This is a genomic window from Streptococcus sp. 27098_8_76 (assembly GCF_041432315.1).
Lineage (GTDB): Bacteria > Bacillota > Bacilli > Lactobacillales > Streptococcaceae > Streptococcus.
Window position 1 is genome coordinate 20,701 of the sequence record NZ_JAPVZI010000005.1, and the last position, 23,599, is coordinate 44,299.

General features: G+C 41.4%; 24 protein-coding genes. 17 read left to right on the plus strand and 7 right to left on the minus strand.

The window, feature by feature from the left end:
• Window positions 1-82 precede the first annotated feature (82 nt).
• Window positions 83-1,249: an MFS transporter gene (locus O3636_RS04410; protein WP_261059139.1), complete on the minus strand. Its 1,167-nt coding sequence runs from the start codon at window positions 1,247-1,249 to the stop codon at window positions 83-85.
• A gap of 154 nt (window positions 1,250-1,403) precedes the next feature.
• Between O3636_RS04410 and O3636_RS04415 the strand changes: the two genes are divergently transcribed.
• Complete coding sequence (locus O3636_RS04415) at window positions 1,404-2,234, plus strand: glycosyltransferase (RefSeq protein WP_261076690.1); 831 nt, start codon at window positions 1,404-1,406, stop codon at window positions 2,232-2,234.
• A gap of 85 nt (window positions 2,235-2,319) precedes the next feature.
• A complete protein-coding gene (locus O3636_RS04420) occupies window positions 2,320-4,170 on the plus strand; it encodes a polysaccharide biosynthesis protein (protein ID WP_261076688.1) in 1,851 nt (616 codons plus the stop codon).
• Between the two features lie 109 nt (window positions 4,171-4,279).
• Here the strand turns inward: O3636_RS04420 and O3636_RS04425 are convergent, their stop codons facing one another.
• Genes O3636_RS04425 through sdaAB form a run of 3 tightly spaced genes read right to left on the minus strand, consistent with a single transcriptional unit; the run spans window position 4,280 to window position 6,486 of the window.
• The gene (locus tag O3636_RS04425; RefSeq protein ID WP_203175674.1) at window positions 4,280-4,912 is read right to left on the minus strand and encodes an HAD family hydrolase; all 633 of its coding nucleotides are present in this window, start codon (window positions 4,910-4,912) and stop codon (window positions 4,280-4,282) included.
• A 21-nt stretch (window positions 4,913-4,933) separates the two neighbouring features.
• Complete coding sequence (gene sdaAA, locus O3636_RS04430) at window positions 4,934-5,806, minus strand: L-serine ammonia-lyase, iron-sulfur-dependent, subunit alpha (protein ID WP_000500043.1); 873 nt, start codon at window positions 5,804-5,806, stop codon at window positions 4,934-4,936.
• An 8-nt stretch (window positions 5,807-5,814) separates the two neighbouring features.
• The gene (gene sdaAB, locus O3636_RS04435; protein ID WP_261202310.1) at window positions 5,815-6,486 is read right to left on the minus strand and encodes an L-serine ammonia-lyase, iron-sulfur-dependent subunit beta; all 672 of its coding nucleotides are present in this window, start codon (window positions 6,484-6,486) and stop codon (window positions 5,815-5,817) included.
• A 241-nt stretch (window positions 6,487-6,727) separates the two neighbouring features.
• On the opposite strand from sdaAB, the gene O3636_RS04440 reads away from it, so the two are divergent.
• The gene (locus O3636_RS04440) at window positions 6,728-7,348 is read left to right on the plus strand and encodes a LysM peptidoglycan-binding domain-containing protein (protein ID WP_261024622.1); all 621 of its coding nucleotides are present in this window, start codon (window positions 6,728-6,730) and stop codon (window positions 7,346-7,348) included.
• A 51-nt stretch (window positions 7,349-7,399) separates the two neighbouring features.
• On the opposite strand, the gene O3636_RS04445 is transcribed toward O3636_RS04440, so the two are convergent.
• On the minus strand, window positions 7,400-8,263 hold the full coding sequence (locus tag O3636_RS04445) for a helix-turn-helix domain-containing protein (protein ID WP_371641926.1): 864 nt from the start codon (window positions 8,261-8,263) through the stop codon (window positions 7,400-7,402).
• A 322-nt stretch (window positions 8,264-8,585) separates the two neighbouring features.
• Between O3636_RS04445 and O3636_RS04450 the strand changes: the two genes are divergently transcribed.
• The 13 genes from O3636_RS04450 to mnmG all read left to right on the plus strand — a co-directional run bounded on the left by O3636_RS04450 (window position 8,586) and on the right by mnmG (window position 20,974).
• A complete protein-coding gene (locus tag O3636_RS04450; protein ID WP_001108791.1) occupies window positions 8,586-9,173 on the plus strand; it encodes a hypothetical protein in 588 nt (195 codons plus the stop codon).
• Window positions 9,174-9,253: 80 nt separating this feature from the next.
• Window positions 9,254-9,409 carry a hypothetical protein gene (locus O3636_RS04455; protein WP_000790963.1) on the plus strand — a complete coding sequence of 52 codons (156 nt, stop codon included), beginning with the start codon at window positions 9,254-9,256 and terminating at the stop codon, window positions 9,407-9,409.
• A gap of 49 nt (window positions 9,410-9,458) precedes the next feature.
• A complete protein-coding gene (locus O3636_RS04460) occupies window positions 9,459-11,567 on the plus strand; it encodes a bacteriocin-associated integral membrane family protein (RefSeq protein WP_371641929.1) in 2,109 nt (702 codons plus the stop codon).
• Window positions 11,564-12,205 (plus strand): ABC transporter ATP-binding protein, encoded by a 642-nt coding sequence (locus tag O3636_RS04465; protein WP_050285167.1) that lies wholly within the window; start codon window positions 11,564-11,566, stop codon window positions 12,203-12,205. Before O3636_RS04460 ends, O3636_RS04465 begins: the two co-directional genes overlap by 4 nt.
• A gap of 206 nt (window positions 12,206-12,411) precedes the next feature.
• Entirely contained in the window at window positions 12,412-13,218 is an 807-nt protein-coding gene (locus tag O3636_RS04470; protein ID WP_050223629.1) for an ABC transporter substrate-binding protein, read from the plus strand.
• A gap of 16 nt (window positions 13,219-13,234) precedes the next feature.
• Entirely contained in the window at window positions 13,235-14,431 is a 1,197-nt protein-coding gene (locus O3636_RS04475; RefSeq protein ID WP_371641931.1) for an argininosuccinate synthase, read from the plus strand.
• 28 nt (window positions 14,432-14,459) lie between these two features.
• The gene (argH, locus tag O3636_RS04480; protein ID WP_371641933.1) at window positions 14,460-15,854 is read left to right on the plus strand and encodes an argininosuccinate lyase; all 1,395 of its coding nucleotides are present in this window, start codon (window positions 14,460-14,462) and stop codon (window positions 15,852-15,854) included.
• A complete protein-coding gene (locus O3636_RS04485) occupies window positions 15,835-16,029 on the plus strand; it encodes a hypothetical protein (RefSeq protein ID WP_371642057.1) in 195 nt (64 codons plus the stop codon). Before argH ends, O3636_RS04485 begins: the two co-directional genes overlap by 20 nt.
• Before the next feature lie 247 nt (window positions 16,030-16,276).
• A complete protein-coding gene (mnmA, locus tag O3636_RS04490; RefSeq protein ID WP_371641935.1) occupies window positions 16,277-17,398 on the plus strand; it encodes a tRNA 2-thiouridine(34) synthase MnmA in 1,122 nt (373 codons plus the stop codon).
• 19 nt (window positions 17,399-17,417) lie between these two features.
• Window positions 17,418-18,032: a MarC family protein gene (locus O3636_RS04495; RefSeq protein ID WP_371642055.1), complete on the plus strand. Its 615-nt coding sequence runs from the start codon at window positions 17,418-17,420 to the stop codon at window positions 18,030-18,032.
• Window positions 18,033-18,175: 143 nt separating this feature from the next.
• Window positions 18,176-18,631 (plus strand): NUDIX hydrolase, encoded by a 456-nt coding sequence (locus O3636_RS04500; protein WP_371641937.1) that lies wholly within the window; start codon window positions 18,176-18,178, stop codon window positions 18,629-18,631.
• Between the two features lie 11 nt (window positions 18,632-18,642).
• Window positions 18,643-19,071 (plus strand): NUDIX hydrolase, encoded by a 429-nt coding sequence (locus O3636_RS04505; RefSeq protein WP_371641939.1) that lies wholly within the window; start codon window positions 18,643-18,645, stop codon window positions 19,069-19,071.
• Window positions 19,061-20,974: a tRNA uridine-5-carboxymethylaminomethyl(34) synthesis enzyme MnmG gene (gene mnmG / locus O3636_RS04510; RefSeq protein WP_000221903.1), complete on the plus strand. Its 1,914-nt coding sequence runs from the start codon at window positions 19,061-19,063 to the stop codon at window positions 20,972-20,974. The genes O3636_RS04505 and mnmG overlap by 11 nt, the downstream gene beginning before the upstream one ends.
• A 189-nt stretch (window positions 20,975-21,163) precedes the next feature.
• Here mnmG and rnjA read toward each other — a convergent pair whose 3' ends face one another.
• Both rnjA and O3636_RS04520 read right to left on the minus strand, forming a co-directional pair.
• Window positions 21,164-22,843 (minus strand): ribonuclease J1, encoded by a 1,680-nt coding sequence (gene rnjA / locus O3636_RS04515; protein ID WP_088777926.1) that lies wholly within the window; start codon window positions 22,841-22,843, stop codon window positions 21,164-21,166.
• 1 nt (window position 22,844) lies between these two features.
• Window positions 22,845-23,078 (minus strand): DNA-dependent RNA polymerase subunit epsilon, encoded by a 234-nt coding sequence (locus O3636_RS04520; RefSeq protein WP_000639571.1) that lies wholly within the window; start codon window positions 23,076-23,078, stop codon window positions 22,845-22,847.
• Window positions 23,079-23,358: 280 nt separating this feature from the next.
• Between O3636_RS04520 and O3636_RS04525 the strand changes: the two genes are divergently transcribed.
• Window positions 23,359-23,574, plus strand: coding sequence for a hypothetical protein (locus tag O3636_RS04525; protein ID WP_050973707.1), 216 nt, complete (start codon window positions 23,359-23,361; stop codon window positions 23,572-23,574).
• Window positions 23,575-23,599: the final 25 nt, after the last annotated feature.

The window sequence follows — 23,599 nt, forward strand, 5'->3', positions numbered from 1 at the left end:
TTGTACATCTAAAAGAAAGCCCTGTCAAGAGAAATGTGTAAAATTTTTATATATAAAAAAACTCCTAGGAAAAACTAGAAGTTTAGAGAATTTTATCGGCTCTGTCCACTGTAAAGAGGGCCACAGTCATCAGGATATCGACGAGTAAGAGCGCAGCTACAGCTGGTACCCAAGAGTGGAAAAAGTCAAAACTGTAACCAAAGAGAGTCGGTCCAAAGGCTGCTAGGATATAGCCTCCTGTTTGAGATAGGCCGGACAATTGAGCTGTCTTTTCAGGAGCGCTTGTCTTGAGTGAAAAGTTGACCATGAGATAAGGGAAGAGGGCGCTGGTTGCGGTTCCGATGAGGAGATGGATGGCAAGCCAGTAAAAGAAATTACCGACTGGGAAAAAGAGCATGGAAATGCCGACCACACCAGCTAGTGAAACCAGAGTGAGCATGAGCTGACGGTTGCGAGTTGACAAGCTGGTTGTCAGGCTTGGGATGGTCATTGAAAAAGGGATGCTAATCAGCGAGAAGATAGAAGTCAGCAAGCCAGCTTCGTGACTGGATAGGCCTGCATGGATGGCCATGGTAGGTAGCCAGGTCATAGCGGTGTAAAAGAGCAAGGATTGAAAACCTGCAAAGACAATCACTGCCCAGACCTGTTTATTATGCATGACCTTTGCTTTGCTTTTTTGTTTGGTTTGTGGAGCCAGTCTGTGATTATAGCGGTGATTAGGCAGCCAGACCAAAAAAGTTGCTAGGCAGAGCAGGGTGAGGAGGATGATAAGTCCTTTCCAAGAACTGGCTTGTGTAATAGGCACAGCCAGATAGGAGGCCAGAGCCGTTGCAATCCCCATAGAGGTTACATATAAGGTGGTTAGAAAACCAATCTTCTTTGGTTGATTGGCTTGGATGAGACTAGGAAGCAGAACATTGATGACTGCGATACTTGCCCCAACCATCAAGGTTCCTAGATAGAGTAGGGGCAGATTGATTAGTCGAATGAGAGAACCGATGGTCAAGAAGAAAAGGCTGTAGGTGAAGAGATGCTCCAAGCCGATTTTCTGAGCCAGTCGGGTAGAAAAGAGCGAGAAGAGGGTAAACATGAGGAGAGGAAGGCTGGTCAAGACACCAAGCGAACTAACTTCTACTCCCAACCCTTGCGAAATATCTCCCAAAATAATGGGTAAAACAGTAAAAGGAGTCCGCAAGGAAACACCAATCAGGATAATACCTGGAACAAAAAAGAGTGATTGCTTTTTCATATAATACCTCTTCTAGCTGATTTTAATAACAGCTTATTTTAAGGTTTTTTCCTTATAATGTCAAGTAAGGTTTCTGGCTTTCAAGATAAAAATGGGAAAGTCTTGAAAATTATGATAAAATAGTGGAAGGAAATCTATACATTGGAGAAAAACTGTGTCTGAAAAGCAAAAAATCAGCGTATTGATGTCGGTCTATATCAAGGAAAATCCGACATTTTTAAAGGATGCTATTGAGAGTGTTCAAAATCAGACCCTGAAACCGAGCGAATTGGTTCTGGTTGAGGATGGGCCTTTGACACCTGAGCTCTATCAGGTGTTAGACCAGATGGAGGCTGAGTCTGATATTCCAGTGAAACGCTATCCTCTTGAGCAGAATCAAGGTTTGGGTCTGGCTCTTCGACAGGGTGTTTTGCAGTGTCAGTACGATATTATTGCCCGTATGGATACGGATGATATAGCTGTTCCAGACCGTTTTGAGAAACAGGTTCAATTAATGGAGAAGGACAAGCTCGACCTATTAGGTGGACATATTGCAGAGTTTATTGACAATCCTGATGAGATTGTTTCTTACCGTCGTGTTCCGACTCAACATGCAGATATTGTAGCTTATCAAAGGATGAGAAGTGCCTTTAACCACATGACTGTCATGTTCAAAAAGGATATGGTTCTCAAGGCAGGCAACTATGAGGATGGCCTTTATATGGAGGATGACCTCCTCTGGCTCAATATGATTGCTGCAGGAGCCAAGACTGGAAATCTGGATCAAATCTTGTGTAAGGTTCGTGTCGGAGCAGGGATGTTTGAGCGTCGTGGAGGACTGCGTTATCTCAAACTCTATCGTCAAGCTCGTCAACGAATGCTGAAGAGAGGGCAAATTTCTTACATGGAGTATGCCAAGAGTGTTGCCATTCAGATGGTTGTTGCTCTTTGTCCCGGATTTGTCCGACAGTTTATTTTTATGAAACTGTTACGAAAAAGCAAGTAAAAGATTGTAGCAAATCGTAAACTGGATAAAAAGTGTTATAATAACAATATAAATATCCAGCTCTTTTAAGGAGGAGTAGATTGACATGAATAAAAAACTAACAGATTATGTGATTGATCTGGTGGAAATTTTAGATAAACAACAAAAGCAGGTTTTCTGGGGAATATTTGATATTTTTAGTATGGTGGTTTCCATCATTGTATCTTATATCTTATTCTATGGCTTGATTAATCCAGCACCTGTTGACTACATTATCTATACGAGTTTGGCCTTCTTGTTTTATCAATTGATGATTGGATTTTGGGGGTTGAATGCTAGTATTAGTCGTTACAGCAAGATTACGGACTTTATGAAAATCTTTTTTGGTGTGACTGCCAGCAGCGTCTTGTCATATAGTATCTGCTATGCCTTCTTGCCACTCTTCTCCATCCGTTTCATTATTCTCTTTATCTTGTTGAGTACCTTCTTGATTTTATTGCCACGGATTACTTGGCAGTTAATCTACTCCAGACGCAAAAAAGGTAGTGGTGATGGAGAACACCGTCGGACCTTCTTGATTGGTGCTGGTGATGGTGGGGCCCTCTTTATGGATAGTTACCAACATCCAACCAGTGATTTGGAACTTGTTGGTATTTTGGATAAGGATGCGAAGAAAAAGGGACAAAAACTTGGTGGGATTCCTGTTTTGGGTTCATATGATGAATTGCCTGAATTAGCTAAACGCCATCAAATAGAGCGTGTTATCGTTGCGATTCCGTCGCTTGACCCATCAGAATATGAACGTATCTTGCAGATGTGTAATAAGCTGGGTGTCAAATGTTACAAGATGCCTAAGGTTGAAACAGTTGTTCAAGGACTTCACCAAGCAGCTACTGGCTTCCAAAAAATTGATATCACAGACCTTTTGGGCCGTCAGGAAATTCGTCTTGACGAATCGCGTCTGGGAGCAGAACTGACAGGTAAGACAATCTTGGTTACAGGTGCTGGTGGCTCAATCGGTTCTGAAATCTGTCGCCAAGTTAGCCGTTTCAATCCTGAACGCATTGTCTTGCTCGGTCATGGGGAAAATTCAATCTACCTCGTTTATCATGAATTGATTCGTAAGTTCCAAGGGATTGATTATGTGCCAGTTATCGCAGATATTCAAGACTATGACCGCTTGTTGCAAGTCTTTGAGCAGTACAAGCCAGCTATTGTTTATCATGCGGCTGCCCACAAGCACGTTCCTATGATGGAGCGCAATCCAAAAGAAGCCTTCAAAAACAATATTCGTGGAACCTACAATGTTGCTAGAGCTGTTGATGAAGCTAAAGTACCTAAGATGGTTATGATTTCAACAGATAAGGCGGTTAATCCACCAAATGTTATGGGAGCAACCAAGCGCGTGGCGGAATTGATTGTCACTGGCTTTAACCAACGTAGCCAATCGACCTACTGTGCAGTTCGTTTTGGAAATGTTCTTGGTAGCCGTGGTAGTGTGATTCCAGTCTTTGAACGTCAGATTGCTGAAGGTGGTCCTGTAACGGTGACAGACTTCCGCATGACCCGTTACTTTATGACCATTCCAGAAGCTAGCCGTTTGGTTATTCACGCTGGTGCTTATGCCAAGGATGGGGAAGTCTTTATCCTTGATATGGGCAAACCAGTCAAGATTTATGACTTGGCTAAGAAAATGGTGCTTCTAAGTGGCCACACCGAAAGTGAAATTCCAATTGTTGAAGTTGGAATCCGCCCAGGTGAAAAACTGTACGAAGAACTCTTAGTATCAACCGAACTTGTTGATAACCAAGTTATGGATAAGATTTTCGTTGGTAAGGTTAATGTTATGCCTCTAGAAGCCATTGATCAAAAAATTGAAGAGTTCCGCACTCTTAGTGGAGATGAGTTGAAGCAAGCCATTATCGCCTTTGCCAATCAAACAACCCACGTTGAATAAAAAAGAAAAGCGCATATTATCAGGTCTTGAAAAACCTTGGTAATATGCGTTTTGTTATGTAGAGATTTACTTCATTTTCTTCTAAAATGGAGTCGTTGCCCAGTCTATGTTATTGAAAATACGTCAAAACATCTAAGGGTTTGTGGGCGATATAATCAGGATGATAGTCTAGTAGATCTGCTTGTTCTCCAAATCCCCAAGTGACGGCCAATTTCTGAATGCCTGTTTCTTGAGCTCCCAGCATATCAAACTTGGTATCTCCGATGATGATGGCTTGTTCCGGTGATAGTTGATGTGTCTGCAAGGCTTGGCGAATGACATCTGCCTTATGGGGTGCTTCAGGGCTGGAACCATAAATACCATCAAAGAAATGAAAGATTCCCAAGTTCTTAGTCATGTCTTGAGCAGTTGGAGTATTCTTTGTAGTGGTGATATAAAGAGGGTACTTGCTCGATAACTTCTCAAGCAAGTCTACAATATGAGGGAAGAGCTGAGCTTCATAGATGCCTTTTTCCTTGTAGTAAGATCGGTATATCTGCACAGCCTCAGAAATTTGTTCTTTAGGCAGGCAGGTCGCAAAACTACTTTCAAGAGGTGGCCCCATAAAACCACGAATCGTTTTGGCATCAGGGCTAGGCACCCCCAGCTCCTTAAAGGTATGGGTAAAGGCATTGTGAATCCCGATAGAACTGTCAACGAGGGTTCCATCCAGATCGAAAAAGATAGCTGTGATAGAGGTCATGGTTTCTCCTATTTGATAAGCTTATTCTCCGAAGATTTCTTTTTGTAAGCGACGACCAGTAGGGGTGGCAGCGAGTCCACCTTCAGCTGTTTCACGAAAGGCAGTTGGCATGCTTGCTCCTACTTGATACATGGCATCGATAACTTCATCCACAGGGATTTTAGATTCGATACCTGCCAAGGCCATGTCTGCTGCGATGAAGGCAAAGCTGGCTCCCATGGCATTACGTTTAACACAGGGAACTTCAACCAAGCCGGCAACAGGGTCACAGATGAGGCCTAGCATATTTTTAATGACAAAGGCAATAGCTTGACTGGCTTGGTAGGGTGTCCCACCTGCAGCCAGAGTCAAGGCTGCAGCACTCATAGCAGAGGCAGAGCCGACTTCGGCCTGACAGCCACCTTCAGCACCTGAGATAGAGGCATTGTTTGCGATGACTAGTCCAAAGGCACCGGCAGCAAAGAGGAAATCCAGCTGTTGCTCGTGGCTGAGGTCTAATTTTTCAATAGCAGCTGTTAGAACGGAGGGCAGACAGCCAGCACTTCCTGCGGTTGGAGTGGCACAAACCAAGCCCATTTTAGCATTGTGTTCATTGACTGCGATGGCATTTCGGGCAGCCGAGAGAATCGTATAATCTGATAGAGTTTTTCCGTTTTTGATGTAGTGATCCAATTTGGCAGCATCTCCACCTGTCAGGCCACTACGAGATTTATTTTCATTGAGGCCGAGTTGGACAGAGGCTTTCATGACTTCCAGATTGCGTTCCATGAGAAGGAGGACTTCTTCACGTTCACGACCGGTCAATTCAAACTCTGTTGTAATCATGAGTTCTGCGACATTTCCTTGAAAGTCCAGATCTGCTTGCTCGACCAATTCTTTGATAGAATAAAACATACTTCCTCCTATTTAAAGAAATTGACATTGTGGAGATGAGGGATTTTTCGAATTTCTTCGATGGCCTCATCACAGTTGCGACTGTCGACTTCGATAATCATGATAGCTTTTTCACCAGCTTTTTCACGAGTAACATTCATCTGGGCGATATTGATACCATAGCGTGAAAGGGCTTCTGTTACGAGGGCAATCATACCTGGAATATCTTGATGAACGATGATGATAGTCGGTGTATTCATACTGAGAGAGACGGCAAAGCCATTGAGTTCGGTTACCTGAATATTTCCTCCACCGATAGAAATACCAGTCACGCTAATGGTCTTGTGTTCATTTTTAACGGTAATTTTAGTGGTATTAGGGTGAGGAGCATTGCTGTCTTTCTGAATGGTCCAGACAATCTTGATGCCACGCTTGTGGGCAATCTCCAGACTATTTGGGATTTCAGGATCATCTGTATCCATGCCCAAAATACCTGCAACAAGGGCTAGGTCTGTCCCGTGACCACGATAGGTTTTGGCAAATGAGTTAAATAGTTGGAATTCGACTTCTGTCGGAGTATCATCAAAAATGGAAGAAACGATCTTCCCAATACGGACAGCACCAGCGGTATGGCTACTAGATGGGCCAATCATAACTGGTCCGATGATATCAAAGACAGATTGAAAACGAAGTGATTTCATCAGTTTCCCCTTATAAAAATTCTTATCTCTATTATATCAAAGAATAAAGGTCTTGACTTTAATTGTGGATGAAAACCTTTCTAATACCTTAAATAGCATAAAAATAGTATCTTTTATGACAAAAAATACCTTATTTAGGGAAATAAAAAATAATTTTGTAATATTTCTACATAAAAGTGTCAAGAAACGGTAATATTTAAAAGGTATCATAGAACTATAGAAAGAAGGAGAATTTTCAAATATGAAATCAACAACTAAAAAGATTAAAACAACTCTTGCAGGAGTAGCTGCCTTGTTTGCAGTATTTGCTCCATCATTTGTATCTGCTCAAGAATCATCAACTTACACTGTTAAAGAAGGTGATACACTTTCAGAAATCGCTGAAACTCACAACACAACTGTTGAGAAATTGGCAGAAAACAACCACATTGACAACATCCATATGATTTATGTTGGTCAAGAGTTGGTTATCGACGGTCCAGCAGCGCCAGTAGCACCAGCTTCAACGACTTATGCAGCACCAGCTGCTCAAGATGAAACTGTTTCAGTTCCAGCAGCAGAAACTACAGAAGTAGAGGAGGAAACTCCAGTAGCAAGCGAAACAGTAGCAGAAGAAACAGTTGTTTCAACTGTAAGCGGATCTGAAGCAGAAGCTAAAGAATGGATTGCACAAAAAGAATCAGGCGGTAGCTATACAGCTACAAATGGACGTTATATCGGACGTTACCAATTGACAGATTCATACTTGAATGGTGACTACTCAGCTGAAAACCAAGAACGTGTAGCAGATGCCTACGTTGCAGGACGTTACGGTTCATGGACAGCCGCTAAAAACTTCTGGCTTAACAACGGCTGGTATTAAGAAATAACGAACAGAATAATATGAAAAGGTCGAGGAAATCCCTCGACTTTTTTATCTTTCCTTCGGTTGATAATAGGTCTCTACTTCTTTTTTGAGATGAGACAGCATAGAAGTTTCCTCGGTCAGCTTCAGAAGTGAGAAACCTTTTTGGATAAGTCTAGCATCATCCCTACAAATCCCGATACGGACATAGCAGATAGCAAGCCTATCGTAGCTTTTCTTGTTCTTGGCATCCTCTAGTAAAGTATAGCAGATTTGTTGACACATGTTTTTGTCTTGATTGTATAAGTAAATGGTGGAAAGGTTGAGTAGGATTGCTACTCGCAGTTCATATAGATGTTGATAGTTTTTATAGACTTCCAAGCGTTGCAAGATTTTTTCAGTGATGAGATGGAGGTGTTCAATGGGAAAGCTGAAAAGGATGGTATTGAGGATTTTTAGGTCATTTTCATACCATATATCTTGTTTTTCAATTTTCTCCCAAAGTTTTGTGACAGTCTGTTTCACTTGGTTTGACAGTTGCTCTGTACCATGTTGACGGATATGAATGACAATTTCCAACATATCTCTGATTTCTTCTATGGGCAGGTCGTGGTGGGTTTTGAGATAGTCTTGGCATTTTTGAAATAGTTTTTCGAGTTCACTAGTCCCTAGGGTTGAGCTCATATTGAGATAGGTTTGCATGATTTCTGTTTGTTGGCTCGGTTGATAGAGGTGGCAGATATAGTCAAACTCTTCAAAACTCATATTGATTTGCCGGAGAAGAAACTCCATATTTTCATATTTGGGAGTTACCTTGCCGCTTTCAATCTTTGATAGGCTGGTTCTTGAGAGAACCTCCCCACAGACCTCTTCTTGGGTCAATCCTTTTGACTCACGTATTTCTTTATATACTTTCCCGAAATCATAACGCATAATTTTCTCCTTTTCGTGAAAAAAGTTAACAAAGAATAAAATCCTATTAAAAATATTGTATCATAGTAATATAAAAAGTAGAAAATAAAAGTAAAATAAGCTTGATGTAATTTTAGAATGAGCTTAATGACTATAATGATGTAGCTAGAAAAGGGGTGGAAAAATGTTTAAAAATAAGGAACTTTTTCGAGTAGTCATGATATTTGTGATAGGAATTATCCTAATTTTAATGACACCCGTCTTATTTAAAGTTGTTATGGAACTATTTTCAAAATAGATAGGCCTCTGTTTTAGGCGGAAAAGTTAATCAGGAGGTTAAGTAATGAACTACAATTTAAAATATCTTTTATCAGGAATATTTGTCCTAGCCTTTATAAGCTTCCTAGTATGGATGCGTTATTTTAATCAGAGGAAGGAAGAAGAGCATTCGGATGTGTCTTTTGAAGCGAGATTAGACAGTGAGGTCAAGACATTATATAAACAACTAGGATTGGGTGAGGAGCCTCACTATTTCTTAGCTTATCGCTACCTACATCCCTGGTTTAATTTGGCGATTTTACCACCAACAGTTGAAATTTTCTTAACTAAAATAGCGCTGGTGATGGTAACTCCAGATGAACTGCTGATAAGAAATCTTGGGAATGGGATGACTTTCACAAGTGAGCATCATCGTGATTTGCGGCAAGGACTTATCCGCATTCCAAAATCAGAGATGAAAGAATTTGAGATTCGTAACTGGAAAAAATTTTTTGTATTTGGCGATTTTTTGACAATTAAAACAAGCCAACATAGCTATTATTTGCAGGTTAGAGATGATGGACTTCAAAAAGGAAGTCTTTCTACCAAACATTTCTCCGACTTGAAACGACAAGATTTTCTCGGATTATTGACAGATAAAAGAACATTCTGATTGACAATTGCCCTAGTTGTTTATTGTAAACTTTACAAATGAGCTGTAAACACTAGAATCCATTCAGAAAGGCAATTTCTATGAAAAATAAAATTTTAATCATTGTCTATCTTTTAGCCTCGCTAATCATCAGTTTTACAATCTTTTCACTTTTGCATATTGATTTTAAATGGTGGACAACTCTGGCTATAAGTGCAGGATTTATTTACACCTATTTAAAATTTAGTAAAAAATAAAAAGTACCTGCACCTATCTCGCTTTCGTCTCTTCACGGGAGGTATCTCTATGAAAAAAATCAGTCATCTTTGTATGCTCCTGCTCTTGCTGTGTACTACGTTTTTTGTCCTGAATGTAAATGTTACACGAGAAATAGTGCGGATTCAGGAGATGGGTAAGACAACTTATTCATTTGACTTGTACTTGAAAGATGTCACTAAACCGACAGAAACGATTCTCCAGTTTTTTGAAGAGGTTGCAAGTCAAGACAAGGTCTCTATTATTAAAGTAGATAATGGCGATGAGGCAGTCAAGGCTGGTGTTTTTGATAAGGAAACCTTTCCCTATCAGGAGTTCGGTCTGACTTCTCTTGATTTTTCAAAGAATGAGAAGGGAGTCTACAGCAACCAGGACCTTCCCAATAATCTAGGAACCATTCCCACCTTTTTAAAGGTGAAATTCATTCGACTCCAGACCTTCCGATCCTATATTGAGGATAAATCCCATACTGTAAATGGGCGCTACATGATTACCTCCAGCAAAGAGATAGATCGCGATACCATTCTACAAAAGTGGAGTGATTTTTTCCAGATAGATAAGACGATTTTATTAGAACCCACTTACCGAAGTCAGGTTGGAGTGCTAAATCAAGCTTTGTTACTATCTATCATTATCTTTATCTTGGCAATCTTGCTTGTGATTTTAATGACAGTTTATCAGCCGATGATGGAGATGAAACGAGTGGGGGTTCAAAAGTTACTTGGTTTTCAAAGCAGGGCAATTTTAGCTGGTTTTGTAAAGACTAATTTTTATCTTCTCTTGGGTGGAAGTCTTGTCATTGACTTGGGACTATTTTTAGTGCTGGACTACAGACCAAAACTTCTGTTCCCAAGTTTACTCTTATCCCAAGTCCTACTTTTACAGTTGTATTTGTTCATCAGTTGGCTGACCTACCTGATGATTCAGAAAATGACAGTCAGTTCCATGTTGAAAGGTTTTTCATCTGTCAAACTTGGTCTTATCTTCAATTATGTGATGAAAATAGGGACAACTATTTTACTGACGGTTTTACTGATTGGGGTGGGCAGAAGTTTAGAACAAGAAAACAAAGAACTTGCTTATCAGCAACAGTGGGTAAGCCAAGGTAATTACCTGACATTAGAAACCTTCAAACTCAATGATAATCTGTGGCAAGAAGAGCTAGCAGGGTCAGGGAAATCTACAGATTATTTCTACCAATTTTATCAAGACTTGCTAGCAAAAACACAAGTAAACTATGTGCGAAGTGGGAGTCTTCCTATCAAACCAGTCATCAAAGCTGAACAAGTACAGCACTACCAACTGCCTGATAAGGTAGATGTTTACTATGCAAACCGTCAATTTTTAGAGAGTAAGGGCTTCAAGTTACCAGATACCGGCACTAAAAAGGTGATTTTGTTGCCAATCAGTGACAAAGGACAAGAAGGCAAGAATCAGTTCTTGGGAAAATCCATCGCCTATCTTTCTATGAGGTATGAAGATCAGCAAAAGCAAACAATAGAAGATATGGATGTAGAAATTGCCTACTATGAAGGAGATTGGTCTTTCTTCCCTTATAATAATGAGCGAAAGGAAAATCTCCACAATCCAATCATTAGTCTAGTAAATGATCAAGACATGATGTGGGAAGAAAAGACTCGCTTGTCAACGACAGGTTTAAACAACCCGATGAAAGTTGAAAATACAGAACAAAATCAAAAAGTGATTACGGAGTTAGCTGAGAAATTATCAGATGGGAATTATTTAAAATTTTCATCGATTCAAGCCATTCAACAAGAGAAAGTGGATTCTTATCGAGATGCAGTTCGAAATCTTAATATACTCTTTGCTTTGTTTGGTCTCCTTAGCATGATGATTTCCTACTTTTTACTCGTTACCACTTTCTTGTTGAAGCGCAGGGATATCATTACCAAGAAGTTTATGGGGTGGAAACTGGTCGATCGCTACCGTCCTCTCCTCGTTCTGCTCTTGCTGGGCTATAGTCTGCCTCTTCTAGTCTTGATTTTCTTTGCCCATGCGCTCCTGCCACTTCTACTGTTTGCAGGTTTTACATGTTTGGATATACTATTTGTGCTAGCCTTGGCTTCTAGGATGGAGAAAAGAAGTCTAGTAGAATTATTGAAAGGGGGCATCTTATGATTGAGTTGAAAAATATTACCAAAACCATTGGGGGAAAAGTGATTTTGGATAACTTATCTCTCAGGATTGATCAGGGGGATTTGGTAGCTATTGTTGGTAAGAGTGGTAGTGGGAAGTCGACCTTGTTAAATTTATTGGGTTTGATAGATGGTGATTATAGCGGACGGTATGAGATTTTTGGTCAGACAAATCTAGCGGTTAATTCTGCTAAGTCACAAACAATAATCCGTGAACATATCTCTTATCTATTTCAAAATTTTGCCCTGATTGATGATGAAACGGTCGAGTACAATCTTATGCTGGCACTGAAATATGTGAAATTGTCTAAGAAAGACAAGCTCAAAAAGGTGGAAGAGATTTTAGAGAGAGTAGGTTTGTCAGCTACTTTGCATCAAAAGGTCTCTGAGTTGTCTGGTGGCGAACAACAACGAATTGCAGTTGCTAGAGCCATCTTAAAACCCAGCCAGCTGATTTTAGCCGATGAACCAACAGGTTCGCTGGATCCTGAAAATAGAGATTTGGTCTTGAAGTTTCTCTTAGAGATGAATCGCGAGGGGAAAACAGTTATTATTGTGACCCACGATGCTTATGTAGCCCAACAATGTCATCGGATCATTGAATTGGGCGAGGGAAAATGAGTTCGTTCAGCTCCATTTGACTGACTGAATACTCATATTTCCCAGAGAGAAATAGCATAAATACGCCTAGGAATGACATTTTTATGTAACTTTCCTAGGTTTTTCTGTTTTAAACTGAAAAAATTTTCAATTTAGGCTTGACAAAGGATGAGGATAGGTGTATTATTTATACAACTAAAAAGAATAAACATAAAGGAGGCTTTGTTATGAATAAGATGAAGAAGGTGTTGATGACGATGTTTGGTTTAGTGATGCTCCCCCTACTATTTGCTTGTAGTAACAATCAATCGGCTGGAATTGAAGCTATCAAGTCCAAAGGAAAATTGGTTGTAGCCCTCAATCCAGATTTTGCTCCATTTGAATACCAAAAAGTGGTTGATGGGAAAAATCAGATTGTGGGTTCAGATATCGAATTAGCCAAGGCTATCGCAACAGAACTAGGTGTCGAATTGGAACTATCTCCCATGAGTTTTGACAATGTACTGGCTAGTGTTCAATCAGGTAAAGCTGACCTTGCCATATCTGGTGTTTCTAAGACAGATGAGCGGAGCAAGGTGTTCGATTTTTCAATTCCCTACTATACTGCAAAAAATAAACTCATTGTCAAAAAATCTGACTTGGCCACTTATCAGTCTGTAAACGACTTGGCGCAGAAAAAGGTCGGAGCACAGAAAGGTTCGATTCAAGAGACGATGGCGAAAGATTTGCTACAAAATTCATCCCTCGTATCTCTGCCTAAAAATGGGAATTTAATTACAGATTTAAAATCAGGACAAGTGGATGCCGTTATCTTTGAAGAACCTGTTGCCAAGGGATTTGTGGAAAATAATCCTGATTTAGCAATCGCAGACCTCAATTTTGAAAAAGAACAAGATGACTCTTACGCGGTCGCCATGAAAAAAGATAGCAAGGAATTGAAAGAGGCAGTCGATAAAACTATTCAAAAGTTGAAGGAGTCTGGGGAATTAGACAAACTCATTGAGGATGCCTTTAAAGCGTCCATTGAAAAATAGAAAGAAGGAAAAGAACATGAATAAAGAAAAAGTAATTTTGGCCTATTCTGGCGGTTTAGACACATCAGTTGCTATTACCTGGTTAAAGAAAGACTATGATGTTGTTGCAGTTTGTATGGATGTGGGTGAAGGGAAAGACTTAGATTTCATCCATGATAAGGCTCTTAAGGTTGGGGCAGTAGAATCTTATGTCATTGATGTTAAGGACGAATTTGCTACAGATTATGTGCTAGTGGCTCTTCAGTCACATGCCTACTATGAACAAAAGTACCCCTTGGTATCTGCCTTGAGCCGCCCTCTTATTTCTAAAAAATTGGTTGAAATAGCGCATCAGACAGGAGCGACTACAATTGCTCATGGTTGTACAGGTAAGGGGAATGACCAAGTGCGTTTTGAAGTATCGATTGCAGCCTTGGATCCCAATTTAAAAGTGATTGCTCCAGTTCGTGAATGGAAATGGTCTAGGGAGGAAGAAATTCATTATGCTAAGGAAAATGGGGTGCCTGTTCCTGCTGACCTTGACAATCCCTACTCTGTCGACCAAAATCTTTGGGGACGTGCCAATGAGTGTGGTATTTTGGAAAATCCATGGAATCAGGCTCCAGAAGAAGCCTTTGGCATCACAACTTCTCCAGAGCAAGCTCCAGATACGCCAGAATACATTGATATTGAGTTTAGTGAAGGTGTCCCTGTTTCCCTTAATGGAGAAGGGTTAAAATTGGCAGATTTGATTCAAAAACTCAATGAAATAGCTGGAAAACATGGGGTCGGACGGATTGACCACGTGGAAAATCGCTTAGTTGGGATTAAATCAAGAGAAATCTATGAATGCCCAGGGGCAGTGACCTTGCTGACAGCTCATAAGGAAATTGAGGACTTGACGCTTGTGAGAGAAGTGGCTCATTTTAAACCAATTATAGAAAATGAATTATCAAATCTCATTTATAATGCTTTGTGGTTTAGTCCGGCTACGCAAGCCTTGATTGCTTATATTAAAGAGACTCAAAAAGTTGTCAATGGGACTGCAAAAGTTAAACTCTATAAGGGAAGCGCTCAGGTCGTGGCTCGGAAATCACCAAATTCACTTTATGATGAAAATTTGGCGACGTATACTAGTGCAGATACCTTTGACCAAGATGCGGCTGTTGGCTTTATTAAGTTGTGGGGACTTCCAACCAAGGTTCATTCTGAGGTTCAAAAAAGCGCTAAATAGGGCGATTGACTAGAGAGGTGGATGTGATATGGCTAAGAATACAAAATTATGGGGTGGTCGCTTTGAAGGTACTGTCGAAGACTGGGTAGAGCGCTTTGGTGCGAGTATATCTTTTGACCAGAAATTAGCTAAATTTGATGTGATTGGTTCTTTAGCCCACGTTCAGATGTTGGGCCAGACGGGCATTTTGAGTTTGAAGGAGTCAGAAAAGATTCAAGAAGGTTTGAAAGAGCTTTTAGAAGAGCTAGAGGCAGGCCAACTTGACTTTGATATCGCAAACGAAGATATTCATATGAATATGGAAGTGTTGCTGACAGAAAAAATTGGTCCCCTTGCAGGGAAATTACATACGGCTCGTTCTAGAAATGACCAAGTTGCGACAGATATGCACTTGTATCTCAAGGAACAACTAGGCCATGTCCTAGATAAACTGGCTCATCTCAAGGGTGTTTTATTAGACTTGGCGGAAAATCATGTGGAGACGATCATACCGGGCTATACCCATCTGCAACATGCCCAGCCTATTAGTTTTGCCCACCACCTGATGGCTTACTACAATATGTTTCAAAGAGACAGTGAACGTTTTGAATTTAACCAGAAGCATACAGACTTATGCCCTCTAGGTGCAGCAGCTTTGGCAGGAACGACCTTCCCCATTGATCGCCAATTGTCTAGCGATTTGTTGAAGTTTAAGCAACCTTATACAAATTCTTTGGATGCTGTTAGTGACCGCGATTTTATCTTAGAATTTCTATCCAATGCCAGCATACTCATGATGCACATGAGCCGTTTTTGCGAAGAAATGATCAATTGGTGTAGTTTTGAGTACCAATTCATTACCTTGTCAGATACGTTTACAACAGGTTCCTCTATTATGCCACAAAAGAAAAATCCAGATATGGCTGAGTTGATTCGAGGAAAGACTGGTAGAGTTTATGGGAATCTGTTTGGACTATTGACAGTCATGAAGTCCTTGCCCTTAGCTTATAATAAGGATTTGCAAGAGGATAAGGAAGGGATGTTTGACACGGTCGAAACGATTTTAAATTCCCTTGATGTATTGGCAGGTATGTTGTCCAGCTTGCAGGTAAACAAGGAAAAAATGCAAGAGTCGACAGAGAAGGACTTTTCAAATGCGACTGAATTGGCAGATTATTTGGCAGGGAAAGGCTTGCCATTTAGAGAAGCTCATGAGGTTGTGGGAAGATTAGTGCTAGACTCTATCAAGTCTGCTAAAAATATCCAAGATTGGAGTCTGGAGGAATTGCAAACCTATCATTCCCTCATTGCCGAGGATATTTATGTCTACTTGCAACCTAAAACTGCTGTTCAAAGACGAAATTCCTTGGGAGGTACAGGATTTGACCAAGTGAAATACCAGATTGCAGTTGCTAAGAAAGCGAATGAAGCTAAAAAGTGCTAGATTGATAGGTTTAGAACAAGAGGTTGGTAGATTATCAGCCTCTTTCTTGTCTTCTCCAACCAAGCATGTTATAATGAATACTGCTCAAGCGACCTTCAATCGTGAAGCACACACGACCTTCAATCGTGAACTAGTCATTTCGTTTATCTTTTATTACGTCGTTAACTCGAAATGAGATGCAAGCTGAGCTTGTCTGATTTATAACCTCAATCAGTCTCCCAGACTGATTGAGCGAACTCAAGTTATGCCTGCGACTCGTTGCCTATCATATTTTCATTTTAAGATGATAGGCTAAAATGGTCTCCCAGACCATTTTACTACTAAAAGCAAACGAAATGACTGTACTCAAATAAATTCTATTGAAAGTCATAGTAAATAGAATTTTGAGGGGTATAAATAAACGAATAGATGGGAGACCTACCATGAGTGAGAACTCTAAAACACGTGTTGTTGTGGGGATGAGTGGTGGTGTTGATTCGTCGGTGACGGCTCTTTTGCTCAAGGAGCAGGGCTACGATGTGATCGGTATCTTCATGAAGAACTGGGATGACACAGATGAAAACGGCGTCTGTACGGCGACCGAAGATTACAAGGATGTGGCTGCGGTAGCAGACCAGATTGGCATTCCCTACTACTCTGTCAATTTTGAAAAAGAGTACTGGGACCGCGTTTTTGAGTATTTCCTAGCGGAATACCGTGCAGGACGCACGCCAAATCCAGATGTTATGTGCAACAAGGAAATCAAGTTCAAGGCCTTTTTAGACTATGCTATGACCTTGGGGGCAGATTATGTAGCGACTGGGCATTATGCTCGAGTAGCGCGTGATGAGGATGGCACTGTTCACATGCTTCGTGGCGTGGACAATGGCAAGGATCAGACCTATTTCCTCAGCCAACTTTCGCAAGAGCAACTTCAAAAAACCATGTTTCCATTGGGACATTTGGAAAAGCCTGAAGTTCGCAGATTAGCAGAAGAAGCAGGCCTTGCGACTGCTAAGAAGAAAGACTCGACAGGAATTTGCTTTATCGGAGAAAAGAACTTTAAAAACTTTCTCAGTAACTACTTGCCAGCTCAGCCTGGTCGCATGATGACTGTGGATGGTCACGATATGGGCGAGCATGCAGGTCTTATGTACTATACAATCGGTCAGCGTGGAGGTCTCGGTATCGGTGGCCAACACGGTGGTGACAATGCCCCTTGGTTTGTTGTCGGAAAAGACCTAAGCAAGAATATCCTCTATGTCGGCCAAGGTTTCTATCATGATTCGCTCATGTCAACTAGCTTAGAAGCCAGTCAAGTCCACTTTACTCGTGATATGCCAGAGGAGTTTACGCTCGAATGTACGGCTAAATTCCGCTACCGTCAGCCTGATTCTAAGGTGACCGTCCATGTCAAAGGAGACAAGGCAGAGGTCATCTTTGCGGAACCACAACGCGCGATTACACCAGGTCAGGCAGTTGTTTTCTATGATGGTCAGGAATGTTTGGGCGGCGGTATTATTGACCAAGCGTATAAAGACGGAAAAGTTTGTCAGTATGTCTAACTGGAGTTAAGTAAAAATGATGAGTTCTCAATTTTTTTATGCATTTATGGCATTTTTCGCTATAATGAACCCAATTTCAAATCTTCCTGCTTACATGGCTTTAGTAGCAGATGATAGTCAAAAAATTTCACGAAAAATTGCTTTTAGGAGTCTTTTGATTGCCTTTGTTATTGTAACTGTTTTTATCTTTTCAGGAGATTTCATTTTTAAGGTATTTGGAATTACAATTGTTTCTTTCAGAATTGCTGGTGGAATATTAGTGGCCGTTATCGGTTATCATATGATTAATGGTAATCATTCACCTAGCTATAAAGGAATGGAGCAGCAAGCAGTAAATTCAGATCAAATGTCTATTGCTATTTCTCCTCTTGCAATGCCACTTTTTGCGGGACCAGGTACAATTACAACTGCTTTAAGTCTGGCTAATGGAGGTTTGCAGAATCAACTGATAACCGTAGTTGCTTTTGCTCTACTATGTGTCATCACTTATCTCCTGTTAAGAAGTGCAAAACAAATTGCAGGCTTCTTGGGAGAAAATTTGATGAAAATTATAACGAAAATGATGGGACTTTTACTATTCACGATAGGAATACAGATGATTATCGTCAGTGTGCAGACCTTGCTCAAACAGTGATTTGCATTGACAAAACGATTTGATTTGATAAAATAACTTTAACAATAGTCATGATGGTCAAAGCTCATGGATGTTGCAGGCTTTTTGTTCTGGACTTCTCAGAGTTTTGACTGTTTTTGTGTCGTTTAAGGGAAAGGGCAAAAATGATTCAACAAGATTTTCGGACAAAAGTAGGAAATACAGTTTTTGGTGTTCGGGCGACAGCCTTGATTCTCCAAAATCGCAAGCTCCTAGTCACCAAAGATAAGGGCAAGTATTACACTATCGGCGGTGCGATTCAAGTTAACGAAAAAACGGAAGACGCGGTAGTCCGTGAAGTGAGGGAAGAACTGGGTGTTAAAGCTCAAGCTGGACAACTAGCTTTTGTGGTTGAAAATCATTTTGAACAGGACGGTGTTTCCTATCACAATATCGAGTTTCATTATCTGGTGGACTTGCTTGAAGATGCTCCATTGACCATGCAGGAAGACGAAAAAACGCAGCCTTGTGAGTGGATTGACATAGACAAGATTAAGGGTATCAATCTAGTTCCAGCCTTTCTAAAAACAGCCTTACCAGATTGGGACGGCCAACTAAGACACATTCATCTTGAGGAATAGGAGAGAAAAGGATGGTTAAGCTTATTGCCCATGTACTTGTTCATAGTGGTGATGATTATTTGCTCATTCAGCGTTCGAAAATTAAAAGAGGACAACCCAATGTTTATCCAACTTACTGGGATATTCCTGGTGGCGGGGTTGAAAAGGGTGAACTTCCGCGAGATGGAGCTCTTAGAGAATGTATTGAAGAAGCGGGAGTTAGGCTAGATAGTAGTTCGCTCAAACTTCTTCACGAAGATAGTCAACTGGATACCTCAAAGGATACGGTCTTTACTCGCTTAGTTTATAAAGCAGAGTGGGTTGGGGAGAAGCCAATTATCAGATTAGATCCTGAAGAGCATACACACTTTAAATGGGTTACTATGGATCAAGCTCTAGAGGAGAAGAAGTTAGTTCCTTATTTGAGAGAAATTTTTGAAAGGTTAAGAAATGACATATAATTTTACTGAAGAATACGATATTATTGTAATTGGTGCGGGACACGCTGGGGTAGAAGCATCTCTAGCTGCTAGTCGTATGGGTTGTAAGGTCTTACTTGCGACCATCAACATTGAAATGCTGGCTTTCATGCCTTGTAACCCCTCTATCGGTGGTTCTGCCAAAGGGATTGTTGTGCGTGAAGTTGATGCCCTCGGTGGCGAGATGGCCAAAACCATTGACAAGACTTACATCCAGATGAAGATGCTCAACACAGGGAAGGGGCCAGCTGTCCGTGCCCTTCGTGCGCAAGCCGATAAGGAACTTTACTCTAAGGAAATGCGCAAGACAGTTGAAAACCAAGAAAATCTGACCCTTCGTCAGACCATGATTGATGAGATTTTGGTGGAAGATGGCAAGGTTGTCGGTGTGCGTACGGCGACCCATCAAGAGTATGCTGCCAAGGCCGTTATCGTGACGACAGGGACAGCCCTTCGTGGGGAAATTATCATCGGAGACCTCAAGTACTCATCAGGTCCTAACCACAGCCTAGCATCTATTAACCTTGCTGACAACCTCAAGGAATTGGGCCTCGAAATCGGTCGTTTCAAGACAGGGACGCCTCCACGTGTCAAGGCTTCTTCTATCAATTACGATGTTACAGAGATTCAGCCAGGAGACGAAGCACCTAATCACTTCTCATATACTTCACGTGATGAGGACTATGTCAAGGATCAAGTGCCATGCTGGTTGACCTATACCAATGGTACCAGTCATGAAATTATCCAAAATAACCTCCACCGTGCGCCTATGTTTACAGGTGTGGTCAAAGGAGTGGGGCCTCGTTACTGTCCATCGATTGAGGACAAGATTGTGCGCTTTGCGGATAAGGAACGCCACCAACTCTTCCTAGAGCCAGAAGGGCGCAATACAGAGGAAGTCTATGTCCAAGGACTTTCAACCAGTCTGCCTGAGGATGTCCAGCGTGACTTGGTTCATTCCATCAAAGGTTTGGAAAATGCAGAAATGATGCGGACAGGTTATGCCATTGAGTATGACATGGTCTTGCCACACCAGTTGCGTGCGACTCTGGAAACTAAGAAAATCTCCGGACTTTTCACTGCTGGTCAGACAAATGGAACGTCAGGTTACGAAGAGGCAGCAGGCCAAGGGATTATCGCGGGTATCAATGCGGCTCTGAAAATCCAAGGTAAGCCTGAGCTGATTTTAAAGCGCAGTGACGGTTATATCGGGGTGATGATTGATGACTTGGTGACCAAGGGAACGATTGAACCCTACCGTCTCTTGACCAGTCGTGCTGAATACCGTCTCATTCTTCGCCATGACAATGCAGATATGCGTTTGACAGAGATGGGACGCGAGATTGGCCTTGTTGACGATGAACGTTGGGCTCGATTTGAGATTAAGAAAAACCAATTTGACAATGAGATGAAGCGCCTAGATAGCATCAAACTAAAGCCAGTCAAGGAAACAAATGCCAAGGTTGAGGAGATGGGCTTCAAGCCGTTGACCGATGCAGTGACAGCCAAGGAATTCCTTCGCCGTCCAGAAGTGTCTTACCAAGATGTGGTAGCCTTCATTGGGCCAGCTGCAGAGGATTTGGATGACAAGATTATCGAATTGATTGAAACAGAAATCAAATACGAGGGTTACATCTCAAAAGCCATGGATCAGGTTGCCAAGATGAAACGCATGGAAGAAAAACGCATTCCAGCCAATATTGATTGGGATGACATTGACTCTATCGCAACCGAAGCCCGTCAGAAGTTCAAACTCATCAATCCAGAAACCATCGGCCAAGCCAGCCGTATTTCGGGAGTAAACCCAGCAGATATTTCTATTCTGATGGTGTATCTTGAAGGTAAAAATCGTAGTATTTCTAAAAATCAAGAAAAGAAAGCATAGAGAAAAACAGCTCCGAAGACGGGGCTGTTTTGTTGACTTGTACTCAATGAAAATCAAAGAGCAAACTAGGGAGCTAGCCGTAGGTTGCTCAAAGCACTGCTTTGAGGTTGTAGATAGAACTGACGAAGTCAGTAACATATATACGGCAAGGCGAAGCTGACGTGGTTTGAATTTGATTTTCGAAGAGTATTATTCTTCATCTGGTGTGAGGATCATTGGGATGATAATTGGTTCACGTTCTGTATTTTCATAAAGGAAGGGGCGAATAGCGTTGACAATGGCACCATTGACTGATTGCACGCTGGCGTCCTTGTTTTTCAGTGCGATACGAATGGCATTGAAGAGAATGCGCTGGCTTTGGCGAATCAAGTCTCCAGACTCTCTCATGTAGACAAAGCCTCGGCTGAGGATGTCTGGACCAGACAGAATCATCTGCGATTTGAAGTCAACAGTTGCGACTGCCAGAACGACACCGTCTTCAGATAGATCACGACGATCTTTGAGGACAGCTGCGCCAATTTCACCGATACGATTTCCATCGACATAGATATCTTGGGCATTGAAATGACCTGCGATACGAGCAGAATCTGCGGTGAGGGCAAGCACATCACCATTGCTCATGATAAAGATATTGTCCTTCTCAACACCAGTATCTACCGCTAGTCCAGCGTGGACTTTTTGCATGCGGTATTCACCGTGGACAGGCATGAAGTATTTTGGCTTAATCAAGCGGAGCATGAGTTTTTGCTCTTGCTGACCACCGTGTCCAGATGTATGGATATTATTCACTTTACCGTGGATAACTTCGACACCAGCTTCAGAAATGATGTTGATCAGCTTGTTGACGCTAGTCGTATTTCCAGGGATTGGACTTGAAGAGAAGATAACTGTATCACCTGGTTGGAGTTGTACCTGACGGTGGGTTCCGTTGGCGATACGAGAGAGGGCTGCCATCGGCTCACCCTGGCTACCTGTACAGAGGATCAGAATTTCTCCTGCAGGGTAGTCTTTGATTTCATTTGGCTCGATAAAGGTTCCCTTAGGAGCTTTGATGTAGCCAAGATCGATTCCGTTGACAATGGCCTTTTCCATAGAACGACCAAAGACAGCGATCTTGCGCCCAGTCTTAACAGCAGCTTCTGTTGCTTGCTGGAGACGGAAGATATTTGAGGCAAAGGATGCAAAGATGATACGTCCCTCTATGCCTTGGATAATCTTCATGATGGACTGGCCAACGACTTTTTCAGAGTTGGTAAAGGTTGGAATTTCTGCATTTGTCGAGTCAGACAGGAGACAGAGTACACCGTCTTCACCAAGAGCTGCCATACGGTGCAAATCTGCTGGTTCACCAACTGGTGTTAAGTCAAACTTGAAGTCACCCGTACAGACAATTTTCCCTTGAGGAGTATGAATGACAATCCCCAAAGGTTCTGGAATAGAGTGAGTCGTTCTAAAGAAAGTTGCCTTGAGATTTTTAAAGGTCAACTCAGTATTGTGGTTGATTTCGTAAAGTTTGGCGTTGCGCAAGAGGCCGTGTTCTTCGAGTTTCCCACGGATCAAAGCCAAGGCAAGCGGCCCAGCGTAGATAGGGACATTTGCTTGCTTGAGTAGGAATGGAATCCCACCGATGTGGTCCTCGTGTCCGTGTGTGATTAAGACAGCCTTGACGCGGTCGATATTGTCTACGATGTAAGAGTAGTCAGGAATGACATAGTCGATACCCAGCAAGTCATCTTCTGGGAATTTAATCCCAGCATCGACGATGACAATCTCGTCTTGGTATTCAATTCCGTAAGTGTTTTTCCCGATTTCTCCCAGACCACCGATGGCAAAAACGCCAACTTCTTCAGGTTTAAGAGTATAGGCCATATTAGAACTCCGTAATTTCGAAGGCGCCAGTTTCTTTTTCGTAATCTAGCAATTTGTCAGACAAGAGTTCGATATACTCGATATTGTACTCTGGGCGATTTTCTTCGACAAGTTGGCGAGCAGCGATACGGCCCTCAAGTTCTGAGTTGGCATCGATGTCTAGGTAAAGTGCGCGTGTAGTTTCACGACGTGGGCTACGTTCTTTTGTTTCTTGATAAAAAACTTTGTAAATCATATAGTTCCTTTCTATTTTACAGGTCAGCTTATTCCAAACTTTTAGCATAGATTTGCTTGATTTCATTCCATTTTGTGTCTAGATTGACCTTGATTCGTTACAATTATTTCAATTATACCACAAAATGAAAAATTAGTAAAAGACGGAAACGAGAAAGTCACAGGCCGGCTTCTTTAGTAAACGTTTGCAAAAATAAAGAAAATATGTTATTTTGATAATGGAAATGAGTTTTATTGTTTGTCATAATTCCATATAGTTTTTAAGTCAAGGAGGTTGCCCTATGTATAACTTATTTGCTTTTGCTATCGGAGCTCGCTTGGTAGCTTTTATTGTTTTTGTTGCTTGCGTTTATGCGGGGAATCTTCTATTTGCCAAACTGGAACAACGACAAAGCAAGTTCTTGTGGAAAATTACCTTTGTGACTCTCTACTCGATTTTTCTCCTCCTCGTAACCTATGTCGTTTGGTTTGTATTTTACTTTGGATTAAATGCTTAGATGCCCTGCTCATGCTGGGGCATTT

Bases quoted from the DNA above. Each gene is read 5' to 3' on its own strand.
- O3636_RS04455 (WP_000790963.1), top strand. From the start codon at position 9,254: ATGAAAAATAAAATTTTAATCATTGTCTATCTTTTAGCCTCGCTAATC.
- O3636_RS04420 (WP_261076688.1), top strand. From the start codon at position 2,320: ATGAATAAAAAACTAACAGATTATGTGATTGATCTGGTGGAAATTTTA.
- O3636_RS04445 (WP_371641926.1), bottom strand. From the start codon at position 8,263: ATGCGTTATGATTTCGGGAAAGTATATAAAGAAATACGTGAGTCAAAA.
- O3636_RS04425 (WP_203175674.1), bottom strand. From the start codon at position 4,912: ATGACCTCTATCACAGCTATCTTTTTCGATCTGGATGGAACCCTCGTT.
- O3636_RS04465 (WP_050285167.1), top strand. From the start codon at position 11,564: ATGATTGAGTTGAAAAATATTACCAAAACCATTGGGGGAAAAGTGATT.
- argH (WP_371641933.1), top strand. From the start codon at position 14,460: ATGGCTAAGAATACAAAATTATGGGGTGGTCGCTTTGAAGGTACTGTC.
- O3636_RS04440 (WP_261024622.1), top strand. From the start codon at position 6,728: ATGAAATCAACAACTAAAAAGATTAAAACAACTCTTGCAGGAGTAGCT.
- rnjA (WP_088777926.1), bottom strand. From the start codon at position 22,843: ATGGCCTATACTCTTAAACCTGAAGAAGTTGGCGTTTTTGCCATCGGT.
- O3636_RS04475 (WP_371641931.1), top strand. From the start codon at position 13,235: ATGAATAAAGAAAAAGTAATTTTGGCCTATTCTGGCGGTTTAGACACA.
- O3636_RS04460 (WP_371641929.1), top strand. From the start codon at position 9,459: ATGAAAAAAATCAGTCATCTTTGTATGCTCCTGCTCTTGCTGTGTACT.
- O3636_RS04500 (WP_371641937.1), top strand. From the start codon at position 18,176: ATGATTCAACAAGATTTTCGGACAAAAGTAGGAAATACAGTTTTTGGT.
- O3636_RS04450 (WP_001108791.1), top strand. From the start codon at position 8,586: ATGAACTACAATTTAAAATATCTTTTATCAGGAATATTTGTCCTAGCC.
- O3636_RS04520 (WP_000639571.1), bottom strand. From the start codon at position 23,078: ATGATTTACAAAGTTTTTTATCAAGAAACAAAAGAACGTAGCCCACGT.
- O3636_RS04505 (WP_371641939.1), top strand. From the start codon at position 18,643: ATGGTTAAGCTTATTGCCCATGTACTTGTTCATAGTGGTGATGATTAT.
- O3636_RS04485 (WP_371642057.1), top strand. From the start codon at position 15,835: ATGAAGCTAAAAAGTGCTAGATTGATAGGTTTAGAACAAGAGGTTGGT.
- sdaAB (WP_261202310.1), bottom strand. From the start codon at position 6,486: ATGAAATCACTTCGTTTTCAATCTGTCTTTGATATCATCGGACCAGTT.
- sdaAA (WP_000500043.1), bottom strand. From the start codon at position 5,806: ATGTTTTATTCTATCAAAGAATTGGTCGAGCAAGCAGATCTGGACTTT.
- O3636_RS04470 (WP_050223629.1), top strand. From the start codon at position 12,412: ATGAATAAGATGAAGAAGGTGTTGATGACGATGTTTGGTTTAGTGATG.
- O3636_RS04525 (WP_050973707.1), top strand. From the start codon at position 23,359: ATGTATAACTTATTTGCTTTTGCTATCGGAGCTCGCTTGGTAGCTTTT.
- O3636_RS04410 (WP_261059139.1), bottom strand. From the start codon at position 1,249: ATGAAAAAGCAATCACTCTTTTTTGTTCCAGGTATTATCCTGATTGGT.
- mnmG (WP_000221903.1), top strand. From the start codon at position 19,061: ATGACATATAATTTTACTGAAGAATACGATATTATTGTAATTGGTGCG.
- O3636_RS04495 (WP_371642055.1), top strand. From the start codon at position 17,418: ATGAGTTCTCAATTTTTTTATGCATTTATGGCATTTTTCGCTATAATG.
- mnmA (WP_371641935.1), top strand. From the start codon at position 16,277: ATGAGTGAGAACTCTAAAACACGTGTTGTTGTGGGGATGAGTGGTGGT.